This is a genomic window from Archangium violaceum (assembly GCF_016859125.1).
Classification (GTDB): domain Bacteria; phylum Myxococcota; class Myxococcia; order Myxococcales; family Myxococcaceae; genus Archangium; species Archangium violaceum_A.
The window spans coordinates 10,105,928-10,129,321 of record NZ_CP069338.1; the positions used below are offsets into that span (position 1 = coordinate 10,105,928).

A 23,394-nucleotide genomic window follows, 5' to 3' on the forward strand; every position below is an offset into this window, starting at 1 on the left:
GGGTGTTGTAGTCCGGCTCGAAATGGGGCTCCCACTCGAGGTCGCCAAAATCGGGATCCGGCTGTTCTTCACCCGGCGCGTCCGGCTCCTCCTCGGCCGGTGGCTCCGAGTTCGCGCAGGCGCCAGTGAGCATGAGACAGAGAAGCAGCGCGAGCTTCCGGGAGGAACGTCCCTCCCTCCAGACACGGCGGCTTCGACCCCGGTAGCGGATGCCGTCCGGGGGAACGGCTGTATCGGACATGAGCGCTCCTGATGATTCGAAAGGAGGATGCCCTGTCTTGCACACCACGTTCCCGTTCATCCGGGAGGAGGAGGCGGAACCCTCGCCCCAACCCGGATGATGTGTCACGGGGCGCCGTTGGCACTTCAATGACGTGTCAATGACGCCCCCTCATCAACAGCGGGCGGCTCCAGGGCATGAGGCCCGGAGCCGCCACACGGCGAATTCCGCTCAGGGATTCCCGCGGTGCCGCTCGAGGACGGCGGCCTGCGACAGCGGCTTGAACACCGGATCCAATTCGTAGGCGTTCAGGATGTTGCAGGCGGGCAGCTTCTCCCAGCTCCCGGAGGCCCACATCGTCGCGCCCATGCCGATGCCGTCCAGGAACGCGAGGAACTCCTCACCGTCCGCTTCCCAGGCGCCCTTGTCGTTCGGGTGCATCTGCGTGCTGGGCCAGCCGTACTCACCGATGAAGCCCTGGGTGCCCTGGGCCGCCACCCAGTCGGTGAAGGGCTTCACCCGCGCGATGGTGTACGCGCCCACCGATGCATGACCCTTGAGCCGGGCCTCCGCCAGATACACGTCGTGATGTGACTTGTACTTCCCGCCGCCGTCCCCCTCGTACTCGGGGAAGTCGAGGGCGTCCATGTAGATGTGCGCGTGATACATGATGTTGTTGTAGCGGTCGGTAATCCACTTGCGCGGGTGGTTCCTCGGCCACTTCTCCGCCGAGCTCCACGAATAGCCCTCCACCATGAGGAGCGTGCTGTCGTTGTTCGTATAGCGGAGCTTGTCCACCACCGCCTGCGAGTAGATCTCCCACTGCCGTGGAGGCTTGATTTCACCGGTCCGGGTGCCCTGGCTCACCTGGTCGACGTAGAAGACGTGAGAGGTGCCGGCAGTCGTCCCGTCCACGATGAACTGGATGCCGATGACCTTGTAGCTGGCCCACAGTGCCTCGTCGGGGTTGAAGTACACCCGGTTCTCGATGCCCTTGGTGATGGGGAACTCATCGCTGAAGTAGTTCGTCATCCAGTCCATGGAGGACATCACCATCCGGGCACGAACCGAGCCGGGCGTCGACGTGGGCACGAAGACCTTCGCCTGGAAGGTCCTCCCGTGGGTGATGGAGGTGGACTTCGTGCTCGAGTACAACCGCGCGCCGAAGATATTGCTCTTGCCTTCCTTCGCCGTGGCGACGCCGGAGATCTTCATCGAGCCCTGGCCACCGCGGGCCTCCCGGATGACGCCCTCCGTGCCCTGGGCCACCCAGCCATCGAGGCCCGACTCGAAGCTCGAGATGGAGACGGCACTCGACAGCGTGCCCTCGACGGCGGGCAGGTCATGGGGCTCGTTCATGATGTCGTACGCGTAGACGGCCGAGTACGCCGGGGCGTCCGCCTTGATGGCGGCGGCGATCAGGCTCCAGACGTTCGCGTACTGGGTGCTGGTGGGCCCGCCCGCCTCCCCGAAGGCACGCGTCACCCCGCCGGACGTGTAGCGGCCGTAGTTGTGCATGTCGACGATGACCTTGAGGCCCACCGAGTTCGCGTAGCGGAGCGTCTGCAGCAGCAGGTTCTTGTAGTCCGTGTTCAGCCCCTTGTTCAGGTCGGGCTGGATGCGCTCCCAGATGAAGGGGATGCGCACGACGTCGTGGCCGCGGTTCTTCAGGTATCGCAGGGACTCGAGGCTCGGTGCCGAATACGTGGTCCCGGGGATTCCGGGGAGCACGTGGCCGGCATTACCCAGGTCCATGAGGTTGATGCCCCGCCGGTAGCGCAGGGGCCCGCTGTTCACGTGGAACGTGTAGTTGTCCACCACCCTCCCGGCCTCGAAGTAGACGACGGTGCCCGCGACGTTGGTCGCCTTCGTCATCCAGAGGTAGTCACCGGGGACGAGGTTGGAGGGACTCGTACGGGTGTACTGCTTCGTCTCCCCGGCGATGAAGTTCTGCCCCGTCACGATCTGCTTGTGGACCGCGGAAGGAGAGATGCCACCCGAGGTCGTGTACGGCCGGATCTCGAAGGTGATGGTGACGTTCGACACGGCTTCCGGCGACTGAATGCCGATGAAGAAGCCAACGCTTTGTCCCGGGGGGACGTCCCTCGGCCCGGCCTGGGCGCCCCGGTTCACGAAGGTAAGGGCACTGGCCGGCAGCGGCGTGCCCACGAGGAAGAGAATCGACGAGAGAAGAACCCAATGAATGGCACGCAGATGCAACGTTACACCTCTCCATCTCAGGCGCACTGACGCGCAGGACACATGGCGACACCGCGTGCCTCATGCGTGAAGCGATCCGGAGCCCGTCGCCAGGGACTCCTCGAGGCGTCCACCAGAAATCCAACAGAAGGCGGTTGCGCCGCTATAACATGAATTCCATGTTATTAAAAGCGCCCCCCAGCGCGGACATATCGCTATTGGAGTTTGATAAAAAAGCAAAGCCAACCACGGGCAGGTACTCACATTGCTGGCGAGTCTGCTCGTGGTTGGCTCATTCCGACGCGAAGCTCGAAGTCGGCCGGGCGATGTCAGGGATTGTAGAGCAGCGCCGGAGCCAAATGCGCCCGCTTTCCTCGAGCCGCTCCACCGTGCTTCCCTGGCCGAGGAAGCGGTAGCACCGTGAAGTGGTCCGTGGCCTTGCGGCCGGACCTACCACCTCCACACAATGCCGGGCATGAGCGACACGGCGACGAGCAGGGCCCGGACCATTCTCACCATCGTAGCGGGCTCCCTGCTGCTCCTGCTGGCACTCGCCGCGGGTGCGTTCTGGCGCCTGGACCAGCGCGCCCGGAAGGCGGGGGATGAGCTGATCGCGGAGGTCCAGGCCCTCGAGACCCTCCGCGTGGTGCGCCCCGCGCATACGGACGCGCCCACTCCCGGCTCGCTCGCCCAGACGCTCGGGCCCCTGATGCAGGAGCTCCTCATTCTCCAGAAGGCCGAGCCCAGGCTGGAGGAGCCGGTCAACGTCCGGTGCCGGGAGGTCCGCGATGGAAAGCGCCCCCTCACGGAGCTGCCCGGGGTGTGCCGCGAGTCCCTCGAGCGGGGCCGTCCACTGATGCAGCGCGCGCTGCGGGCCTCGCGTACCGAAGAAGGCGGACTGCCCGAGGGCTTCCATGCCCTCGATGACCCCAACCACCCCTACCAGCAGCGGGGGTTCATCGCGCTCCAGCACGTCCTCAAGCTCACCGCGCTCGAGATCCGCTTCCAGCTCGAGAGCGGACAGGCCGACGCCGCCCTGGAGCACTGCATCGATGGGCTCGCGCTGTCGCGAGACATGGGGCACGGCACTGGCCTGATCGGGGCCATGATCTCCGTGGCCGGGAACACAATCCTCTTCCGGCCCTGTGCGGATGTGCTCCAGCACGCCTCGCCCGCGAGCCTGAAGCAGGCCACGGTGGCCCTGCGGCGCATCCGTGAGGGTCTGAGCCCCCTCTCGTCCGCCATGCGCACCGAGCGCCTCTTCTTGCCGCTGAGCGCATTCGGCCAGGTGCTCGCCCCCGAGCAACTCCATGCCCTTCCGGCCGGAGCGCGGGCCCTCTTGGGGCAAGGCCAGGCCGACCTGGTGGACATCCCCTTCTTCACCCCCGCCTTGATGCACCACGCCCTCGTCGAGTTCATGCGCCTCGCGGGGGAGGTCATGCCGCTCGTCGATCTTCCGCTCGCGGAACGCAAGGCTCCCTTCGACGCGCTGGGCCAGGAGGCCGTGCGGTCGTGGAACCCGCTCGTCCGCATGGGCCTGCCCGACTTCAGCGGATCCGCCGCCCGGGTGGACCTGCAGCGGGCCCGAGGCATACCTCCAGGGACTCTCGGCCGTCCTGGACCCGGAGGTGGCCCGGCTCCAGGAACTGACACTGACGGCGACGCCCTGAGCACGCGGGACCCAGGGTCACGGCTCACGGCGTGTACTTCACCGCCGTCATCCCCAACCGGTGCGGGCTCCGCGTGTGGAGCCCCGGGCTCGATGCGCCAGGGGCCTCACTTCAGCAGCGGAGCCAGCGCGGGCCAGACATGGTCGCGCAGCTTGGGCTGCACGGCGGCGACGGGGTGGATGTTGTCGGCCTGGAAGGAGGCGCGGTCCATGGCAATGGGCTCCAGCAGGAATGGGAGCAGGGACACCTTGTGCGCCTCGGCCACGGCTCGGTAGTTGGCCGCGAAGCCCTCCGTGTAGGCCTTCCCCAGGTTGGGCGGCATGCGCATGCCCACCAGCAACACCCGGGCGCCAGAGGCCTTGGCCGCGCTCACCATCTTCTCCAGGTGGGTCCGGGTCTGCTTGAGCGACAGGCCCCGCAGCCCGTCGTTGCCGCCCAGGGCGATGACCACCACCGCTGGCTGGTTGCGCGCGAGCTCTCGTTCGATTCGCGCGGCTCCGCCCGCGGTGGTTTCTCCACTGACGCTGGCGTTCACCACCCGCCATCCAGGCGTCTCCTTGGCCATCCGCTCGGCCGTCAGCGCCACCCAGCCCTCCTCCGGCGCGAGCCCGTAGGCGGCGGACAGCGAGTCCCCCATCACCAGCACCGTCCGCACGGGCCCGGCCTCCGCGACCGATGCTCCCAGCGTGGCCAGCCCCACGGCCAGTGCCACTACCAGGCAACCGAGCACACCGGCGGTCCGGGTGTGATCCCTCTTGTATCCTTGGCTCATCCGCTGCAACTCCTCCGGGCCGCCGTTACAAGCCTGCTCCGCGAACAGGCGCTCCCCTGACGAAGAACCCAAATATGCCCCACGACCTCGCGATGCACACCAAAGTCCAGCCAGACCCGCGGCGGTGGGCCCTCCAGGTGTCGGAACTGGGCAAACGCGTGTCCCTGCCGTCCGGCGCGCTCACCATCCTGGAGGGGGTGGGCTTCTCCATCTCCCATGGCGACACCGTGGCCATCGTCGGGGCCTCCGGCTCGGGAAAGAGCACGCTGCTGTCGCTGATGGCCGGGCTGGACACGCCCAGCAGCGGGAGCGTGCTGTTGGACGGCGAGCCGCTGTCCGCCCTGGACGAGGACGGCCGTGCGCGCGTGCGCGGCGAGAAGGTGGGTTTCGTCTTCCAGAGCTTCCAGTTGCTGCCCTCGCTGACGGCGCTGGAGAACGTGATGCTGCCGCTCGAGCTGCGCGGAGACGCGGACGTGGAGACGCCCGCCCGGGCCATCCTCGGGAAGGTGGGGCTGGGGGAGCGGCTGGGCCACTACCCGCGCCAGCTGTCCGGCGGAGAGCAGCAGCGTGTCGCCCTGGCGCGCGCCTTCGTCACCCGGCCGGCGGTGCTCTTCGCCGACGAGCCCACCGGCAACCTCGACACCCGCACCGGCCAGGCCATCGTCGAGCTGTTGTTCTCGCTCAACGCGGAGGCCGGCACCACCCTGGTACTCGTCACCCATGACGAGCACCTCGCGGCGCGCTGCGGGCGGCGGCTGCGGCTCGACGGGGGCCGCCTGGTCTCCGAGGAGCGGCAAGCGTCATGAGACTGCTCGGGATGGCCTGGCGCCAGCTGCGCCGTGACTTCGCCGCCGGAGAGCTCCGCATCCTCCTCGCCGCCCTGGTGCTCGCGGTGTTGGCCGTGACGTCCATCGGCTTCGTCACCGACCGCGCCGAGCGCGCGCTGGCCCTCGAGGCCAACCGGCTGCTCGGCGGAGACGCGGTGGTGCTCGGCGACACGCCCTTCGATGGGGTGGTGCGCGAGGCGGCGAAGGCGCCCGGGCTGCGAAGCACCGAGACGCAGGAGCTGCCCAGCATGATCCGGGTCGGCGACGCGGACGATGAGCGGCTCAAGCTCGGAGAGCTCCGGGCGCTCGGAGAGGGTTTTCCCCTGCGAGGCCGCTTCCGCATCGTGGACTCAGTGGACGGCCCCGAGCGCGACGCCACGGGCATTCCCGAGCGGGGCAGCGTGTGGCTGAGCCGCGCGGGCGCGGACGCGCTGGATGCCAGGCTGGGGGACATGATTGGCATTGGCGAGTCGCGGCTGCGGCTCTCCGCGCTGGTGGTGAGGGAACCGGACGCGGCGATCGACTACTTCAACATCGCGCCCCGGGTGTTCCTCAACCTCGCCGACCTGCCCGCGACGGGGCTGGTGCAGGAGGGCAGCCGGCTGCGCTACCGCCTGGTGGTCGCCGGAGAGCCGGACGCGGTGGAGCGCTTCGTGCGCACCGCGCGTGAGGGGCTCGCGCGTGGCCAGCGCCTGGAGACGGTGAAGGACGCGCGTCCGGAGATGCGCTCCGCGCTCGACAGGGCCGACCGCTTCTTGAGCCTGGCGGCGTTGGTGTCGGTGGTGCTGGCGGCGGTGGCCGTGGCCATGGCGGCGCGCCGGCACAGCGAGCGGCACCTGTCGAGCACCGCGGTCATGCGGTGTCTGGGCGCGAGCCAGCGCACGCTGGTGGCCACCCACGGTGGCGAGCTGCTCCTCGCCGGCCTCATCGCGAGCTCCATCGGCGTCCTGCTCGCCTTCCTCATGCAGTGGCTGGTGGGAAGGTGGCTCTCCGAGGCGCTGAAGCTGGACATCCCGGCGGCCGGCTGGGTGCCGGCGGTGCAGGGGTATGGGGTGGGGCTGGTGGTACTGCTGACCTTCGGTGCACCCCCCATCCTCGCGCTGCGCCGGGTGCCCGCGCTGCGCGTGTTGCGGAGGGACCTCGACCGGACCGAGCCGAGCTCCTGGCTGGTGGGGCTCGCGGGCGTGGCGGGGCTGGCCGCGCTGCTGTGGTGGAAGGCCGGCTCGGCGGGGCTGGCGTCCGCGATGCTCCTCGGCATCGTCGCCACGCTGGGCGTGCTGGCCGCCCTTGCGTGGGGGCTCATCTCCGTCGTGCGGCGGCTGCGCTCGCGGCTGCGCGGGAGCCTACGCTACGGGCTGGCCAACGTGAGCCGGCGCGCGGCCACCAGCGTCGCGCAGGTGTCGGCGCTCGGCCTGGGGCTGATGGCGCTGCTGCTGCTCACCTTCGTGCGCACCGACCTGCTCGACCGCTGGCAGGTGGCGCTCGCCAGGGAGGCCCCCAACCGCTTCATCGTCAACGTGCAGGAGGATCAGCTCGAGCTGGTGCGTGCGTTCATGGCCGAGCAGGGGTTGCCCGCGCCGGACCTCTTCCCCATGGTGCGTGGCCGCCTGGTGGCGCACAACGGCGAGCCGGTGAAGGCCACGCCCGCCGAGGGTGCCGCCAACACCGAGGAGGAGCGTCGCGGGCGGCGACGGAGGGACCGCGAGTACAACCTCTCCAGCGTCACCACGCTTCGCGACGACAACCGCATCACCGCGGGCACGTTCTGGGGACAGCGGCGCCCGGAGAAGCCGGAGCTCTCCGTGGAGGAGGACTTCGCCTCCGCGATGGGCTGGAAGCTCGGAGACCGCGTGGCCTTCGACATCGCGGGCCAGCGGCTCGAGGCCACCGTCACCAGCCTGCGCGAGGTGGAGTGGGAGAGCTTCCGGCCGAACTTCATCGTGCTGGTGTCGCCGGGCTCGCTCGCGGGCTATGCGGCCAGCTACATCACCGCGATGCACGTGCCCCCCGAGCGCACGCGCTTCACCGCGGAGCTGGTGTCCCGCTTCCCCAACCTCTCGGTGGTGGATGTGGATGCGCTGCTCGAGCAGGCGCGCGGCACCGCGGACCAGGTCTCCACCGTGGTGGAAGTGGTGTTCTACTTCTCGCTGCTCGCGGGCCTGCTGGTGCTGATGGCCGCGGTCAGTGCCAGTCAGGACGAGCGCCTGCTGGAAGGTGGCGTGATGCGGGTGCTGGGCGGCAGCCGCCGGCAGTTGCGGCTCGCGCAGGCCTCGGAGTTCGCGGCCATTGGCCTGCTGTCGGGCCTCACCGCGGCGTTCGCCGCCTCCATCCTGGCCGGGGTCATCGCCACGCAGGTGTTCGAACTGCCATGGCAGGCGGACTGGCGGCTGGTGGGGGTGGGTGGCGGGCTGGGGGTGCTGGCGGCGGTGAGCGCGGGAATGTTCGCCACCCGGCGCGTGCTGGACGCGCCACCCTCGGTGACGCTGCGGGAGTTGCAGGGCTGAGCCCGAGAGCACCTCGAGACGAGCGAGGTGGAGCCGATGCGCGACGAGGGCCACTCATGCTCGTCATGTCACGCTCTCCTCCTGGGCTATGGTGAGCGCTGGCGGCTGGCGGGGGGTCCGCCGCGCCACTCCACTCATGACACATCCTTCACGAAGCTCCTCGTTCTCCCACTGGCTCGTCCGTGGGCTCCTGCTCGTCATGGCCTGCGCACCCGCGCAAGAGGCGAAGGAGATTCCGGTGGTCGGAGCGCCCTCCGCCGCCGTCGACGTCTCGCCCCCCTTCGACGTCCACGCCGTCATCCGCCGCGTGGAACAATCCTTCCGTTCCCAGGAAGGCTTCTTCACGGGTGACCAGGACACCTACGCGGTTCGCGTGGGAGAGGACGGCACGATCCGCTTCTCGCCGCGCGCCTGGCGGGAAGCGCACGCGTCCGCCACCCCCTCCCCTACCGCGGTGCAGGGAGCTCCCTTGGAGGTGCGCACGGTGTCGATCTCCCGGGGCGAGCGTCCCCTGGCCCAGGCGCCGCGCGTGTCGGTGCGCGAGGACGGCGCGTTGGCCGTGCAGCGGGGTCCCGTGGTGGAGGTGCTGCGAAACGGCGACGGAGTCCTTGCGCAACGCTGGGAGATGGCCATCCGCCCCGAGGGCACGGGCGATCTGGACGTGCGAGTGGAACTGGCCGGGCTCGAGTACGTGGGCAAGACGTCCCAGGGGCACCACTACGTAGATCCCCAGACGCGGCTCGGGGTGCGCTACGGACAGGCCACGTGGGTGGACGCGAGAGGCGTGCGGACTCCCGTACAGACCGTCCGCGAAGAGGGCGTCCTGGTGATGCGCGTGCCCGCGCGCGTCCTGGAGGATTCAACCTGGCCGGCGGTGCTGGCTCCGATCATCTCCCCGGAAATCAGCGCGGATGAGCCCGTACCCGCTCCACCGGGAACCCCTACGAACTCGGGTGCTGTCGCCTCGGGTGAAGGCATCTACCTGGTGACGTGGCTGAGAAGTTTCGGCGACACGGACATGATCCATGCCACCCGTGTACGAGCCGTGGACGGGGTTCTCCTCGACCCGAATGGTTTCATCGTGCAGGGCTCGGAGCAGCGGGTCAGCAAGCTCTCCGTGGCCTCGGTGGGGAACGACTTCCTGGTGGCCTTCTCGGGTGCTCGTCCAGGCTTCCACGCGTCCATCCAGGCCGTACTCGTGCGAGGCGCGACGAAGCAGGTGCAATCCGTTGGCACCCTGTCCTCCTCCACTCCGGGAAGCCATGAAGAGCCCGTCGTCGCCTTCGACGGAAGCCAATTCCTCGTGGCGTGGAGCCGTGTCGAGAGAAAGATCGTGGGGGATAAGGTGTACGAAACCTCGGTCCTCAGAGGCAGGCGCGTGAGGGCGTCGGATGGACAGGTTCTCGACACCACGGAGATTCCCATATCCTCCATGGAGGGGGTGCCCAGAAAGCCCTCGCTGGCCTTTGGTGGAAGCCACTTCCTGGTGGCCTGGCAGGCCGATCCACAACAAACCGGGGATTCCAACATCTACGGCGCGCGCGTGAGGGCGTCGGATGGACAGGTCCTCGATACCACCCCCCTCTCCATTTCCACCGCCACGGGCGCCCAGCTCGCCCCCGCCGTGGCCTTCACCGCGGGCCAGTTCCTCGTGGCATGGAACGATCGGCGCACGGATGCCTCCGGCGACGTCTATGGCGCACGGGTGCGTGCCGGGGATGGGCAGGTGCTCGATGCCTTGGGAATTCCCATCGCCACCGGCCCCGCGGCCCTGGTGGACAACGCTTCAATCGCCGCCAGCGCCAGTGCGAATGACTTCCTGGTGGTGTGGCCACAGCAGGAGAACTCCAGCTCCACCTTCTACGGAGCACGGGTTGATTCGAATGGAAACGTGCTCGATGCCAGCGCCGTGGCCTTCTCGACGCCCGATACGACGAGCCGCTCGGCCGCTCAAGAGCGCTCGATAAATCCCAGGAAGTGAAAGCTGGGTGATCCAAAGGTGGGTGGGGAAGGCAAAGCCCCACCCCTGGGGTTCGGGTGCAAGAGGTACCATGTGAAGTAGGCAGGGGGAGTGAGCCAGAAGAAAGCGCGGGCAGCAGAGGGAAGAGTCCGGACGAAAGAGCCGGACAGGTCGCAAGGCTGGCTGTTCAAGCAGATGCCGGAGCAGTTGGTGGAGCCGGAGCACCCGGTGCGGGTAGTGGCGGCGGCGGTGGAGGCGTTGGACCTGAGAGGTTTTCTGGCCGGGGCCAAGGCGGTGGAGGGACATGCGGGACGCCCGGTGACAAGTCCCCGGTTGCTGTTCATCCCGGTGCTGGCGATGAATGGTGCCGGGCAGCCGGTGCTGGCGTGGAGCATGCCGCTACCAGCAAGCGGCGCTCCAGGCCCTTGCCCCATGGGAAGCCCCAGGGGCTGGGGCATTGCCCGAGGGGCGGCCATGCTGCCGAGCAAAGCGGACGCCCCATCTCCACTGTGTGACGACCATGGGACTTCTAGACCGCATCCTCGGTGGGGGTTCCCGCTCCATGCAGCCGAACCGGGGAGGAGGGGCGGTTCCCTCCGCCGACGAGCAGGCGCTTGCCCGCTACCGGTATCTGCTGCGGACGGCGCCGCCGGAAGCCATCGAGCAGGCGCATGCGGAAGCCTTCGCGCAACTGACGCCCGCGCAACGAGCGCGGGCCCTGCGGGAGTTGAGCGAGGACCTGCCTCCGGCGGAACGGAGGGCCGCGGCCTCGAATGACCCGGAGCCCCGAGCGTTGGCGCGAATGGCGACACGGGCCGAGATGCGTCGGCCCGGGACGCTGGAGCGCTCCTTCGGGGGGATGAGCCTCGGCGGAATGTTCGCTGGGAGCCTATTGGGCAGCATCGCCGGGACGGTGATTGGCTCGGCGATCGCCCACCAGTTCCTGAGCGACTTCGACGGCGGATCCTGGGAGGATGAGGCCGGGCTGGACTCCGCCCAGACGGAGGACGTGGCCGCGGAAGACGACGCTGGCTACGGGGATGACCTGGGCGACTTCGACTTGTGACCGATAGGGGACGAGACATGGCTTGGAACACTGCTACTGGGGGGATGATCGCCGCCGAAGCTCCGGTCTCGGAGCGGGTGGCCTTCATCCGGAAGACGTACCTCCACCTGGGGGGCGCGGTGCTGGCCTTCATCGCGTTGGAGGCGGCGCTCCTCAACTCACCGCTCGCACAGCCGATCGTGCAGACGATGCTCGGTGGGCGCATGAGCTGGCTCATCGTCCTGGCCGCCTTCATGGCCGTGGGGTGGGTGGCTGATCGATGGGCCCAGTCCGCGAGCTCCCCCGCCATGCAGTACCTCGGGCTGGGTCTCTACGTGGTGGCGGAAGCCATCATCATGCTCCCGCTCCTGTACGTGGCGGCCTACTTCTCCAGGGACCCGAACATCATCGCCAAGGCGGGGGTGCTCACCGGGCTCGTCTTCGTGGGGTTGACGGGAACGGTCCTCCTCACCCGGCGCGACTTCTCGTGGCTCCGTCCGGCGCTGACGATCGCCGGGTTCGCGGCCCTCGGCTTGATCGTCGTCTCGCTGCTCTTCGGCTTCACCCTGGGGACGATCTTCGCGGCCGTGATGGTCGTGGTCGCCGCCGGGTACATCCTCTATTACACGTCCAACGTCCTTCATCACTACCCGGTGGGCTCCCACGTCGCGGCGGCGCTGGCCCTGTTCTCGGCCGTGGCCCTCCTGTTCTGGTACATCCTCCGGATCTTCACGGACCGGCGCTGAAGCGAGCGGAAGCCTGGTTTCAGGAGGGCTCGGGGCCGCGTTCGTGCGGCACCGGGCCCTCCTTCCGTCCGCGGGCGCCGTATGGCGCACAGCTGCCGCTCTGCTCCAACGGCTGCTCTTCGAGCAGCCCCTGCATGAGCTGGCGGTTGTAACGAAGCACCGGCGTCTGCCCGGTGAAGAAACCGATGCGACCTCGCCCAACCGAGCCCGAAGCGCATGCGCAGGTTACCCTGCTGCGAGGCCTCGTCCTTCGCGCCCGGATCCTCCGTGACGTAGAGCCCCGGGATGCCGATGGATCCACCCGCCCGGGTGATGGCCATGAGCGAGTTGAGCACCGTGGCGGGTGCCTCCGTCCCATGCTGGGCACCGTGGCCGCGCGCCTCGAAACCGACCGCGTCGATGGAGGCATCGACCTCGGGCACACCGGTAACCGCGGCGATCAACTCCTCCAGCTTGTCGCTCTTCGTGAGATCGATGGGCTCGAACCCGACGGACTTCGCGTGCTTCAACCGCTCCGGGTTGATGTCGCCGATCATCACCACCGCTGCCCCGAGCAGGTGGGCCGAAGCCGCGGCGGCGAGCCCCACTGGGCCTGCCCGCCCACCCAGCCGCCCATGTCCACATAGCCATAGGCGCCGCCGGGACGTGACGCGTTGACGTTGAGACACACGCCCGTCTGCTGCTCCCGGCACGTGCGGCAGCGTCCGCAGGCAACGTTGAAGGGCACCGTGACGAGATCGCCCAGCTCCAGGTACTCGACGTCCTTGCCTTTCTCGATGATCTCCCCGGTGATTATGAGTGGCGAGGACGCCGACCGTGCGCGCTCGCTGATCAAGGGCGTCGAGTTCCACAAGGTCGACACGGGCCACTCCTTCCACTCGGAGAAGCCCGAGCAGTTCATCAGGCTCATGGTCGACTTCAAGAAGCGGGTCGGTGCCTCTGGCCGGTAGAAGCCACGGAGGAAGAATTGCGCGGGTGCGCAGTGCACGTTGCAAGGACGCCTGTCGGTCCCCACGCGCAGGTGCTCGGCGGGACGGTGAGCGGGAATGCCCGGATCGACGGTCACGCCGGGCTCGGCTCGCGTGGGAACGGAGTTCACGGGGCCAATCGGACCGCGCCCGTGGTCGAAGTGACGGCGCCGCCTCCGTACACGTGGAGGCCGTGAGCCCTCGAGCAGTCATGGGGACCTGACACGCGAGGAGGCGGCGGCAATCAGGCCGCGCTCCGCCTGCCGTCTCCTCGCGAGCCCAGCACCGTGCCGAACTGGATGTGGGCGGACTCCGGCTCGAGAAGTTGCAGGAAGGCCTCGGCGCACCGTCTACCGTGACGTCGCCACCTTGCAGGGCTTCGGACCAGGCCGCTGACGCACAGCCCCCGAAGCTTTCCAGCGATCCGGCGGAGAATCTGCTGAAGCAGGTCCGCGAAGAGGACGCCCGGGGCTTTGCTGACAGGCAGCGGGACGCCCTGCACCCGCATCTTCTCCTTCCAGTGGCGGACCTGCGGCGGGTCGCGGAGATACGCCATGAAGCCCTCGGGGGTGGGCTCCAGCTCGTCATGGACATCTACTTCGGTGATTGCGTTCTCGTGGCTCAGGTCGGGCTTCCCTCCAAAGCACTCTTCCTGAATCCGCCACCGCTTCTCCAGGAGCTCCCCCTTTGGACGCTCGCGGAGGCAAATGTCAGGGCAAAGCCGCCAGGAAGGCCCGCTGCACGTCGAGGTACCCAGGCACGAACACCTGCCGTGGTGCGTAGCCGGCGCGGGCGAACGCCTCCCAGATGGGTCGGTAGAACCCGTCGCTCGTCGCGTCCACCGGGCCGTCGCCGTGTACGAACACGACGAGCCCGACCGGTCGCGTGGTGCCCGGCGGCAGCGCGAGCACGCCGTCGAGGTCGCCGGCCGGGCCGGGGATCGCGATCCGCCGCTCGTCCAGGTCATACGTGTGACCCATGACCGCGATCCCCGCGACGGCCGCGAGCAGCGCGCCGACGACGACCAGCGCCGTGAGTACCCACCGGACAACGTGGCGGCGTGGGGAGTGAGCCGGCCTCACGGTGTCAGCATCTATCGATTCATTCACGACCGTATTATATATGATAGATTCGAGTCATGACGACACCGACCCGACCCGACCCCCGCGGCAGTGCCGTGCCTCCGCCGGACGTCCGCGTGCTCGACGGCGTGCCCGCTGGGGCGGCGGAAACGGTTGCCCGGCTGTACTGGACCGCGTTCGCCCACAAGTTCCGCCCCGGCCTCGGCGATGCCGAGCACGGCGTCCCCGCCCTCCGCGAGGCCCTCGCCTCGGACCGGCTCAGCTGCGCCGTCGGGCCCGATGGCACCGTCCTCGGGGTCCTCGGGCACCACCTGGCCGCTCGCGGGGCCATCGACCTGCGCTTCCAGACGTTGCTGCGGCACTTCTCTCCGTGGAGCGCGCCCTGGCGGGCCCTGCTCCTGATGCCGCTGCACCGCGAAGCCCGGCCAGATGAACTGCTGCTGGACGGAATCGCGGTCGACGCGGCGGCGCGTGGCCGGGGCATCGGCACCCGACTGCTGGCGCATGCCGCCCATCTGGCGCGCCGAGCCGGGCTGCGACGGGTACGACTCAGCGTCGTGGACACCAACCCCCGCGCTCGGGCGCTGTACGAGCGTTGCGGGTTCGTCGCGGGGCGGACGCAGGACGTGTCGCTGCTCGGGACGCTCTACGGTTTCCGGAGCGTCACCGAGATGACGCTCGAGGTCTCCGAGCAGGGAGAGGGCACGTGAGCGCGGAGGTCACCCCGCGTTTCGTCATCGAGGCGCTCGTCGATGCCGACGGCGTGGCCGATCTCGGCAGGGTCTACGACGTGGCCGTCGCCCTCGGGCTCGGCGAGCAGCCGGTGCGGCTGGTGATCCGTCGCATGGTCGCGGCCGGGGACGCCGAGCAGCACGGACGCGGGAGACGCGGCACGCTGCGCCTGAGTCCGGCGGCCCGGGTGCGCGATCGGCACGACGTCGCCTTCGTGCACCACGCGTATCGGCAGGACGCCGGCGAGGCGCCTTGGGATGGGCTCTGGCGGCTGTGCGCGTTCTCCGTTCCCGAGGCCCGCCGGCCCACCCGCGACGCGCTGCGCGCGACCCTCGTCCGGCTCGGCGGTGCGGCACTCGGGCCGGGGCTGTACGTGAGCGCACACGACTGGGATGCCCTGATCGACGCGGAGACGGCGGACATCGACGGCTCCGGTCTGCTCACCCGTGCGACGACGGCCGACCTGCGCATCGGCGACCTGCGCGACCCACGCGCGATCGCCGCGCGCCTGTGGCCGGCCAAGCCCGTTCTGGCCGCCTACCGTCCCCTGGCCACGCAACTCGACGACGTGGCAGCCGGGGGCGCGGACACCGGGGGCGCCGACGAGCCCGAGCGGATCGCGCTGGCCCTGCACCTGGCCGTGGCGTTCGACCATGCCCTGCTCACGGATCCACTGTTGCCCCCCGAGCTGCGGCCCGTCCCGTGGCCGCCGACCGAGATCCGCGCCCGTTTCCGCGCCACCTGGGAGACCTTGGCGGCCGATGCCGGACCGGCGCGCTTGTTCACCCGGTACTGAGGCCCGCCCCACCTGAGTGCGTGCTCTAGCGCGCCTCTCCATGGAGGGCTTCTCCCCGAAGCCCTGGCGTCAGCTGCCGGCGAGCCGGGGCTTCTCTCCCTCGGCGACGGGAGCGCCGTGGCCACCGGGGCCCGAGCCATGCTCGCCAGGGCCACCGGAGCGGCGGTGGAGCCGCCGGTCCAACCGCGTCTTCATCCGATCCGCCACCACGTAGAAGGCGGGCACCACCAGGAGGCTGAGCACGGTGGAGACGGAGAGGCCTCCCAGCACGGCCACCGACATGGGGGCACGCGTCTCGCTGCCCGCCCCCAGCGCCAGCACCGCCGGCACCGCCGCCATCATCGTGGCCAGCGACGTCATGAGGATGGGCCTCAAGCGCACCGGGCCCGCCCGCTGCATCGCCTCCACCGCGTCCGCTCCCTGCTCACGCTGCAGCAGCGCATAATCCACCAGGATGATGGAGTTCTTCTTCACGATGCCCATCAACAGCAGCAGGCCAATCATGCTGAAGATGTTGAGCGTCGTGCCGGTGGCCCACATCGCGAAGGCCGCTCCCGCCACCGATAGAGGGAGGATGGTGAGCACCGTGACGGGGTGCAGGAACGAGTTGAACTGCGAGGCGAGCACCATGTAGGCCACCCCGATGCCCAGGATGAGGGCGAACAGGAGGCTGCTCATGGACTCCTGGAAGGCCACGCTGGAGCCGCCGAACACCACGCGCGTGCCACCGGGCAGCTCCCGGGCCAGCCGCTCCACCGTCTCCAGCGCCTGCTGCTGGGTGGCCCCGGGCGCCACGTTGGCGAAGATACTGATGGCCCGCTCACGATCCTTGCGGGTGATGGCCTGGAGCGCCGGACGCTCCTCCTGCGTCACCAGCGAGGCCAACGGCACCAGTTCGCCCGTGCCGGTGCGCACCTTCAGCATCGCCAGGTCCTCCGGCCGCGAGCGCTGATCCTTGAGCAGGCGCAGCCGCACGTCGATGCGGCGCCCGCCGGTGCTGTACCTGCCCACGCGCACCCCGCCCACCAGGGCGTTGAGGGTGGAGCCCACGTCCTGCATGGACACGCCCAGGTCCGCGGCGCGCGCCCGATCCGGCGTAATCCGCAGCTCCGGCATGCCGAGCTGGTAGTCCGTGTCCACGTCCACCACCGTGCCGCTCGCCTGGAGCTTGTCGCGCATCTCCGTGCTGGACTCGATGAGCCGCTCCCAGTCCGAGCCGCGCACGCTGAACTCCACCGGGAAGCCGCGCGAGGCCGTGAAGCCGCTCTGAGACAGATCCATCACCACCGCGCGCAGGCCCGGGTACGAGTTGAGCTCCTTGCGCACCATCTGGTTGAAGTCCGACATCGGCATGCGCTGCTCCGGCGGCACCAGGGTGATGAACAGCATGCCGCCGTTCACCCCGCTGCCACCGCCGCCCACCACCGAGAACAGGCGGGTCACCTCGGGCCGGTTGCTCAGGTACTCCTCGGCCCTGAGGAAGAGCCGGTCCGTCTCCTCCACGGTGCTGCCCACCGCCGTCTGCAGCCGCACCATGACGCGGCCCTGATCCTGCGAGGGGACGAACTCGCTCGACAGGCTCTTGAAGGCGAAGCCGGACAGCGCCAGCAGCACCACCGCGCCCCCCAGCACCCACCAGGGCCGCTTCAGCCCCTGGGCCAGCACCCTCCCGTAGTGGTGCTCCAGCCAGGTGAAGGCCCGGTCCACGAGCACCCCCACCTTGCTGCGGCCCTCGCGGCCCGTCTTGAGCAGTTGCGCGCACCGCGCCGGCGCCAGGGTGATGGCCTCCACGTAGGACAGCAGCACCGCCACGCACAGCGTCACGCCGAACTGGAGGAAGAACTTGCCGATGACCCCGCTCATGAAGACGACGGGGAGGAAGATGGCCACCACGGCCAGCGTGGCCGCCAGGGCCGCGAAGGTGATTTCGTGCGTGCCCTCGCGCGCCGCGCTCACCCGGTCCTTCCCCTCTTCCGCGTGACGGAAGATGTTCTCCATCACCATGATGGCGTCATCCACCACGATACCCACCGCCAGGGACAGGCCCAGCAGCGTGAAGGTGTTGAGGGTGAAGCCCAGGAAGTAGATGACCGCCACCGTGCCCAGCAGCGACATGGGAATGGCGAGGATCACGTTGAACGTGCTGGAGAGCGAGCCGAGGAACGCCCAGCACACCAGCGCCGTCAGCAGGCAGGCCAGCAGCAGCTCGAACTCGATCTCGTGGACGCTCTCCTCGATGAACCGGGTGGAGTCGAAGTTGACGCCCAGGTCCAGGCCCTCGGGCGCGTCCTTCTGCAGCTCGGCGAGCTTCGCGCGCACGCCCTGCGCCACGGCCACCGCGTTGGCGCCGCGCTGCTTGCGGATGCCGAGTCCCTGGGCCGGCTGGCCGTCGACACGGGCCAGGCGGCGCACGTCCTCGAAGCCGTCCTCCACCAGCGCCACGTCGGACAGGTAGACGGGGGAGCCGTTGCCCTCGCGCACCACCAGGTGGCGCAGCGTCTCCAGGTTCAGCGCCTCGCCCATGACACGGACGTTGACCTCGCGGCCCTCCGTCTCGATGCGGCCCGCGGGCAGCTCCACGTGCTCGCGCTGCAGCGCGGAGATGACGTCGGTGACGGTGAGCCCGCGCGCGTCCAGCTTCTGCGCGTCCACCCAGATGCGCACGTTGCGCTCCAGCGAGCCGCCCAGCGTCACCTCGCCCACTCCCGGCACCGTCTGCAGCACCTCCTTCACGCGGTAGCGGGTGAAGTCGGCGAGGAACTGCTGCGAGAAGGGCCCGGACACCCCCAGCCACATGATGGGCTGATCCTCCGGGTTGCTCTTGGAGATGACCGGCGGATCGATGTCCTGCGGGAGCCGCCGCTGGGCCTGGCTCACCTTGGACGTCACGTCCTGCAGCGCCTGGTCCACGTCGCGCGACAGATCCAACTCCACGGAGATGCTGCCACCGCCCTGGCTCGACTTGGAGGTGATGGACTTGACGCCCTCCACCTGCATCGCCGCTTCCTCGAGCGGCTCGATGACGTCGTTCTCCACGGCCTCCGGCGAGGCCCCCTCCCACGTCACGCTGATGCCGATGACGGGGTAGTCCACGTCCGGGAACTGGCTGATGCCGATGCGCTGGGCGGCCACCAGTCCGAAGACGATGGTGGCCGCCATCAGCATCCAGGCGAAGACGGGCTTCTTGATGCAGACATCGGTGATGTTCATCGCGCCGCGCCTCCATTGCCGCCGTCCGTCTCACGGCGCGGCTCTCCGGTGAAGGAGGGCTTGGGGCCCTCGGCGATGCGCACCGCGGCACCGTCCTTGAGCGCCTCCCCGCCACGCACCACCAGTTGCTCGCCGGGCTCGAGCCCCTCGCGCACCTCCACGAGCCCGTCCGCCGTGCGCAGGCCGAGCTCCACCACGCGCTCGCGCGCCTTGCCGTCCCGCACCACGAAGGTCAGGAAGCCGCGCTCGCTGGGGCGCACCGCCGTCTGGGGGATGACCGGAGCTCCCCGGGCCGTCTCCACCGGGACCGACACCGTGGCGAACGCCCCCGGCCGCAGCGCCTTGGCCTCCGGGCCGCTCACCTCCGCCGTCACCTTCACCATGCGGCTGGCGGGATCCGCCGCGTCCGCCACGTAGCTGATGCGGCCCGTGTACGTGCGCCCGTCCGAGCGCACCGTGAAGCGCGCCGGCATGCCCGTCTTCAGCCGGCCCACGTCCGACTCGGCCACGGTGAAGCGCAGGAGCAGCGGATCGCGCCGCAGCAGCGTGGCCAGCACCGTGCCCGGCTGCACGTACTGCCCCGTCTGCACCGTGCGCGTCTGCAGCACGCCCTCCATGGGCGCCCTCACGTACGCGTCGCGCAGGTTCAGCTCGGCTTGATCCAACGCCGCCTTCGCCGCGCTCGCGTCCGCCGCGGCACTGCGCGCCCGGGCCTCGGCGGTGTCGATCTGCTCGGCCGGCAGCAGCCCTGGCTTCAGCTCGTTGGCCGCCGTGCGCCGCCCCGCCGCCGACTCCGCCTCCGCCTTCGCCGCCTGCGCCTTCTCCAGCGCCGCCTGCGCCGAGCGCACCGCGATGCTGTAGCGCGTGGGCTCGATCTCCGCGAGCACCTCGCCCTTCTTCACCGTCTGGCCTTCCATGAAGCGCACCTGCTCCACCACGCCCGCCACGCGCGCGGTGATCTGCACCTGCTCGAAGGCCTCCACCGAGCCCACCGCGGAGATGACGTACTCCACGTCCCGCGCCTCCACCGGCGCCACCTCCACCGGGAACTGGATGGGCCCCCGGCCACCCGGGCCTCCTCCCCTCCCCCCCTTCCCACCCTGCTCCGCCTGCGCGCCGGTGCCGCCCGAGCCCTTGCCACACCCCGTCCCCAGGGCGAGCGCGGCGCCCAGTGCCATTGTCACCACACGGATCTTCACTTACGGCTCCTTCCCCAGCGGATCGAGACCCACGGCGGACCGCAGCTCCAGCAGAGCGGTTCCCAATGCATAGTGAGCCTGGGCGAGCGACACCTCGGCCTCGAACTGCCTCACCTGCGCATCACTCAATGCCAGGGACGAGGCGAGCCCCTGACGGTACAGGATGGTCGTCTCCTCGGCGTTCTGGCGGGCGGCCTCCATGGCCACCTGGCTGCGGCTCAGGGCGGCCTGGGCGGTGCGCAGCGACACGTGCGCGCGCTCCACGGATACGTCCACCCCCCGGACCCTCGCCGCCGTGTCCAGGTCCAGGGCCCGCGTCAGGGCCAGCCGCTCACGGCGCTCGGCGTAACGCGCCCCGCCATCGAAGAGGGTCCAGGTGAGATCCAACCCCAGGAAGCCATTGAAGGTCTGGCCGTTCAGGCCCGACTCGTTGGTGACGCTGCCCTGCGCGGAGGCCGTCAGCGAGGGGAATAGCCGGGCGAGGGGCTCGCGCGCGAGGGCCCGCTGCTGCTCCACCCTCAGCTTCGCGGAGAGGATGTCCGGGCGGCGCTCCAGGGCCTTGTCGGCCAGCCCCGCGAAGGAGTCCACGGGACGCGAGGCCTCGCCGAGCAGCGTCTCGGGCGGGGCCAATGCTCCCACCTCGGGCACCACCAGCAGGTAGCCCAGCTGCAGGCGGCTCGTCTCGGCCTGACCCACCGCGTCAACCAGCTCCGCCTCCGCGGTGGCCACGTCCAGTTCCGCGCGCGTCACGTCATTGGTGCTGGCCAGTCCCGCCTGGGCCCGGGCCCGGGCCTCCTCGAGCGACTGCCGGGCGTAGGCGAGCCGGCGCTCGGCGGCCTCGGCCACCTGCTGCAGGCCCAGCGTGGAGAGGAAGGCCGTGGCCGCCTGGAAGGCCACCTGACGGCGCACCTCCCTGGCATCCAGTGCCGTGGCCTCGCTGTCCCGCTTCGCCGCCTGGTAGAGCGGAAAGCCGCGCGCATCGAAGAGGGTGATGCTGGCGATGGCATTGCCGCCCAGGGCATTGAAGCGCTGGAGCACCACCGTCTGATCTCCCACCTGCCGCGTCGACTCCTGGGGGCGGCGGGTGTAGCCGCCGTTGACGACGAGCCTCGGAAAGAAGAAGGCGCGAGCCTGGGCCACGCGGGCCTCGGCCGCCTCGGCGCGGGCCTGGGCCGACAGCGTGGTCTCGTTGCGCTCACTCGCGAGCGACACCGCGCGCTCCAGCGTCAGTGGCTCCTGCGTGGGCTGCCCCGGCCCGGACGCGGGCTGCTGCTCCTGCGCGCGCGCATCGGGCACACATAGAGCCAGCCAGGCACACACGGAGACGACAACGGCGGAGCGGATCAGGTGCATGGTCGAGCGGGAGGGATGGCGATCCGGGGGGAGGACGGCTGGCTCATATATAGGACCCAGCCAGGCACGGCCATGGGAACCCGCCTGTCTGGACGCTGCATCGCACATCGGGCTAACTGGGAAACGGACGGAGACTTTTCACGTCGGGCGCGGCGCGCCCGGGAATGATCGAGCGATGCGTTTATTCCTGCTGTTGATGGGAATGTGGGTGATGGCGGGTTGTCGAAGCGCGGACGCGGGCGCCGTGCGCGTGGAGATCTTCTACGCGACCTTCCGTCCCGGGTGTCTCACCGTGACGGCCGTGGACGCGGCGGACCCGAGCCACTCCGAAACGCAGCAACTCACAGTGGAAGACCGGCACAGCGACAGCAAAACGGTGGCGGTGTTCCGCAAGTCGGACTGGAGCCGCGACCTGCGGGTGACGGCGAGCGCGCACGAGGCCTCGTGCACGGGGCCGGAGGTGGCCACGAGCACGCAGCGGATCCAGGTTCCCGAGAAGGGTTCCACGGTGGTGTACCTGGACCTGCGCGCGGAGGATCTGGACGGAGACGGCTTCGTCTCGGCGCTGGCGCCCGGGAGGGGCACGGACTGCGACGACACGGATGCCACCGTGTACCCCGGAGCCCCGGAGACGTGCGACGGCAAGGACAGCAACTGCTCCGGTGACGAGAGCGACGCCACGGACCCACGCGGCTACTACGTGGACGCGGACGGGGATGGTTACGGCGACGCCACACGCCCGGTGGTGCGGGCCTGCGTGGCGCCCGCGGGCAGGGTGATGGAGGCCGGGGATTGCGACGACACGGACGCCACCGTCCACCCGGGACAGGCCGAGTTGCTCTGTGACGGGCGGGACCAGGACTGCGACGGCACGGCGGACGAGGACTTCCTGTTGGGCTCCGCGTGCAAGACGGAGTTCGGCTGCTCGGGCGTCCGGGTGTGCTCGGCGGATGGCTTCGGGGTGCGGTGCTCCAGTTCCGAGTCTCCGACGACGTGGTACGTGGACACGGACGGAGATGGGCGCGCCGGCTCGTTCGCGACCTTCTACTGCGAGGGGCCTCCCGGCTCGAAGCCCACCTCGGACGACTGCGATGACACCTCGCGCTTCATCGGCGGTTCAGAGGAGTGCGATCGGCTGGACAACGACTGCGATGGCAGCGTGGACGAGGATGCCTGCCTCACCCAGGACTGGACGGCGCGGACCGTCGGCGGTGGCTCGGCCTGGGAGGCGGTGACGACCTACACGACGGGTAGTGCCTGGCTCGCGGGCGCCGGGGGCCGGCTCGCGCACGTGAGCGGCTCCGCGGTCACGGACATCTCCGCCTGCGGCGCGGACGACGACTGGAAGGCGGCCTGGGCGAGGCCGAGCGACGGGCGTGTCTTCCTCGGCTCGACGCGGGGGAAGATCGCCACCACCACCAGCGCATCGGGAGCGGAGTGCGCCACGACCTCCGCCGAGGGCATGACGAGCGTCATCACCGGCATGGTGGGCTTCGAGCGGAACGGCGTCACCACGGTGTACGCGGTGACGAGCGGTGGCCATGTGCTGCGCTGGGAGTGGACGGACGCACCGGTGACGCCCACCCCTCCGGTGGTGATGGAGCAGGTGGCGGCGAAGCTGCGGAGCATTCACGGTCAGGGCCCGGACTCACTGTTCGCCGTGGGCGCCGAGGACTACCGGCCCGATCAGGTCCTGCCACGGATCTTCCGGCTCGACACGGACTCGGGGCGCTGGGTGCGCGAGAGCCTGCCGGGAGACGTGGGCACGGGCTCTCTCCAGGGCGTGTTCGGAGTCGGTGGCGGACTGGCCTACGCGGTGGGTGATCGGGGCCTGGTGCTCGAGCGACACGACGGCTCCTGGCGGAAGCTGCCGGCCCCCGATGACGCGGCGGCGCCGGATCTGCTGGACGTGGTCGCCTTCCACCCCACCGTCGTGCTCGTCCTCTCCAACAAGGGCGGCACGTACCTCCACCAGTTCGATGGCTCGAACTGGAGCGAGCCCGCCCCCCAGGCCCAGGCGCTCCTGTCGCTGGATGCGATCGCGCCCCAGGAGCAGTGGGCCGCCGGAGAGGGCGGCACGCTGGTGCGCTGGAGCTCCCCTTGAGCCCGGA

The 23,394-nt window shown here is 69.7% G+C and carries 17 protein-coding genes; 8 read left to right on the top strand and 9 right to left on the bottom strand.

Translation table 11 applies throughout. The annotated features are described in order from the left end of the window. Positions 1-451 precede the first annotated feature (451 nt). Positions 452-2,440 carry a cellulase family glycosylhydrolase gene (locus JQX13_RS42690; RefSeq protein WP_203405151.1) on the bottom strand — a complete coding sequence of 663 codons (1,989 nt, stop codon included), beginning with the start codon at positions 2,438-2,440 and terminating at the stop codon, positions 452-454. A 1,755-nt stretch (positions 2,441-4,195) separates the two neighbouring features. Continuing rightward, positions 4,196-4,861, bottom strand: a complete 666-nt coding sequence (locus JQX13_RS42695) for an arylesterase (RefSeq protein ID WP_203405152.1) — start codon at positions 4,859-4,861, stop codon at positions 4,196-4,198. Positions 4,862-4,953: 92 nt separating this feature from the next. Here JQX13_RS42695 and JQX13_RS42700 point away from each other — a divergent pair, with 92 nt between their 5' ends. The 5 genes from JQX13_RS42700 to JQX13_RS42720 all read left to right on the top strand — a co-directional run bounded on the left by JQX13_RS42700 (position 4,954) and on the right by JQX13_RS42720 (position 11,943). Beyond that, positions 4,954-5,667 carry an ABC transporter ATP-binding protein gene (locus JQX13_RS42700; protein ID WP_239014191.1) on the top strand — a complete coding sequence of 238 codons (714 nt, stop codon included), beginning with the start codon at positions 4,954-4,956 and terminating at the stop codon, positions 5,665-5,667. Continuing rightward, positions 5,664-8,192, top strand: a complete 2,529-nt coding sequence (locus JQX13_RS42705; RefSeq protein WP_203405153.1) for an ABC transporter permease — start codon at positions 5,664-5,666, stop codon at positions 8,190-8,192. The genes JQX13_RS42700 and JQX13_RS42705 overlap by 4 nt, the downstream gene beginning before the upstream one ends. 238 nt (positions 8,193-8,430) lie before the next feature. Next, on the top strand, positions 8,431-10,173 hold the full coding sequence (locus tag JQX13_RS42710) for a hypothetical protein (protein ID WP_203405154.1): 1,743 nt from the start codon (positions 8,431-8,433) through the stop codon (positions 10,171-10,173). A 499-nt stretch (positions 10,174-10,672) separates the two neighbouring features. Beyond that, on the top strand, positions 10,673-11,218 hold the full coding sequence (locus tag JQX13_RS42715) for a hypothetical protein (protein ID WP_203405155.1): 546 nt from the start codon (positions 10,673-10,675) through the stop codon (positions 11,216-11,218). Positions 11,219-11,235: 17 nt separating this feature from the next. Continuing rightward, positions 11,236-11,943 (top strand): Bax inhibitor-1/YccA family protein, encoded by a 708-nt coding sequence (locus JQX13_RS42720; protein ID WP_239014192.1) that lies wholly within the window; start codon positions 11,236-11,238, stop codon positions 11,941-11,943. On the opposite strand, the gene JQX13_RS42725 is transcribed toward JQX13_RS42720, so the two are convergent. The 4 genes from JQX13_RS42725 to JQX13_RS42735 form a co-directional block, all read right to left on the bottom strand. Further along, on the bottom strand, positions 11,844-12,530 hold the full coding sequence (locus tag JQX13_RS42725) for a zinc-binding dehydrogenase (RefSeq protein WP_239014193.1): 687 nt from the start codon (positions 12,528-12,530) through the stop codon (positions 11,844-11,846). The two genes, JQX13_RS42720 and JQX13_RS42725, sit on opposite strands and share 100 nt — an antisense overlap. Next, complete coding sequence (locus JQX13_RS54840) at positions 12,479-13,009, bottom strand: alcohol dehydrogenase catalytic domain-containing protein (RefSeq protein ID WP_239014194.1); 531 nt, start codon at positions 13,007-13,009, stop codon at positions 12,479-12,481. Before JQX13_RS54840 ends, JQX13_RS42725 begins: the two co-directional genes overlap by 52 nt. A gap of 146 nt (positions 13,010-13,155) precedes the next feature. Next, entirely contained in the window at positions 13,156-13,467 is a 312-nt protein-coding gene (locus tag JQX13_RS42730) for a hypothetical protein (protein WP_203405156.1), read from the bottom strand. Between the two features lie 154 nt (positions 13,468-13,621). Next, complete coding sequence (locus tag JQX13_RS42735; protein ID WP_203405157.1) at positions 13,622-14,020, bottom strand: hypothetical protein; 399 nt, start codon at positions 14,018-14,020, stop codon at positions 13,622-13,624. A gap of 29 nt (positions 14,021-14,049) precedes the next feature. Between JQX13_RS42735 and JQX13_RS54845 the strand changes: the two genes are divergently transcribed. Further along, positions 14,050-14,703: a GNAT family N-acetyltransferase gene (locus JQX13_RS54845; protein ID WP_239014195.1), complete on the top strand. Its 654-nt coding sequence runs from the start codon at positions 14,050-14,052 to the stop codon at positions 14,701-14,703. Then, complete coding sequence (locus JQX13_RS42745) at positions 14,700-15,521, top strand: PaaX family transcriptional regulator C-terminal domain-containing protein (protein ID WP_203405158.1); 822 nt, start codon at positions 14,700-14,702, stop codon at positions 15,519-15,521. The genes JQX13_RS54845 and JQX13_RS42745 overlap by 4 nt, the downstream gene beginning before the upstream one ends. Before the next feature lie 69 nt (positions 15,522-15,590). On the opposite strand, the gene JQX13_RS42750 is transcribed toward JQX13_RS42745, so the two are convergent. Genes JQX13_RS42750 through JQX13_RS42760 form a run of 3 tightly spaced genes read right to left on the bottom strand, consistent with a single transcriptional unit; the run spans position 15,591 to position 21,283 of the window. Next, the gene (locus JQX13_RS42750; protein ID WP_203405159.1) at positions 15,591-18,731 is read right to left on the bottom strand and encodes an efflux RND transporter permease subunit; all 3,141 of its coding nucleotides are present in this window, start codon (positions 18,729-18,731) and stop codon (positions 15,591-15,593) included. Beyond that, the gene (locus JQX13_RS42755) at positions 18,728-19,909 is read right to left on the bottom strand and encodes an efflux RND transporter periplasmic adaptor subunit (protein ID WP_203412472.1); all 1,182 of its coding nucleotides are present in this window, start codon (positions 19,907-19,909) and stop codon (positions 18,728-18,730) included. Before JQX13_RS42755 ends, JQX13_RS42750 begins: the two co-directional genes overlap by 4 nt. Before the next feature lie 21 nt (positions 19,910-19,930). Then, positions 19,931-21,283, bottom strand: a complete 1,353-nt coding sequence (locus JQX13_RS42760; protein WP_203405160.1) for a TolC family protein — start codon at positions 21,281-21,283, stop codon at positions 19,931-19,933. Positions 21,284-21,458: 175 nt separating this feature from the next. Here JQX13_RS42760 and JQX13_RS42765 point away from each other — a divergent pair, with 175 nt between their 5' ends. Next, positions 21,459-23,387, top strand: a complete 1,929-nt coding sequence (locus JQX13_RS42765) for a putative metal-binding motif-containing protein (protein ID WP_203405161.1) — start codon at positions 21,459-21,461, stop codon at positions 23,385-23,387. Positions 23,388-23,394: the final 7 nt, after the last annotated feature.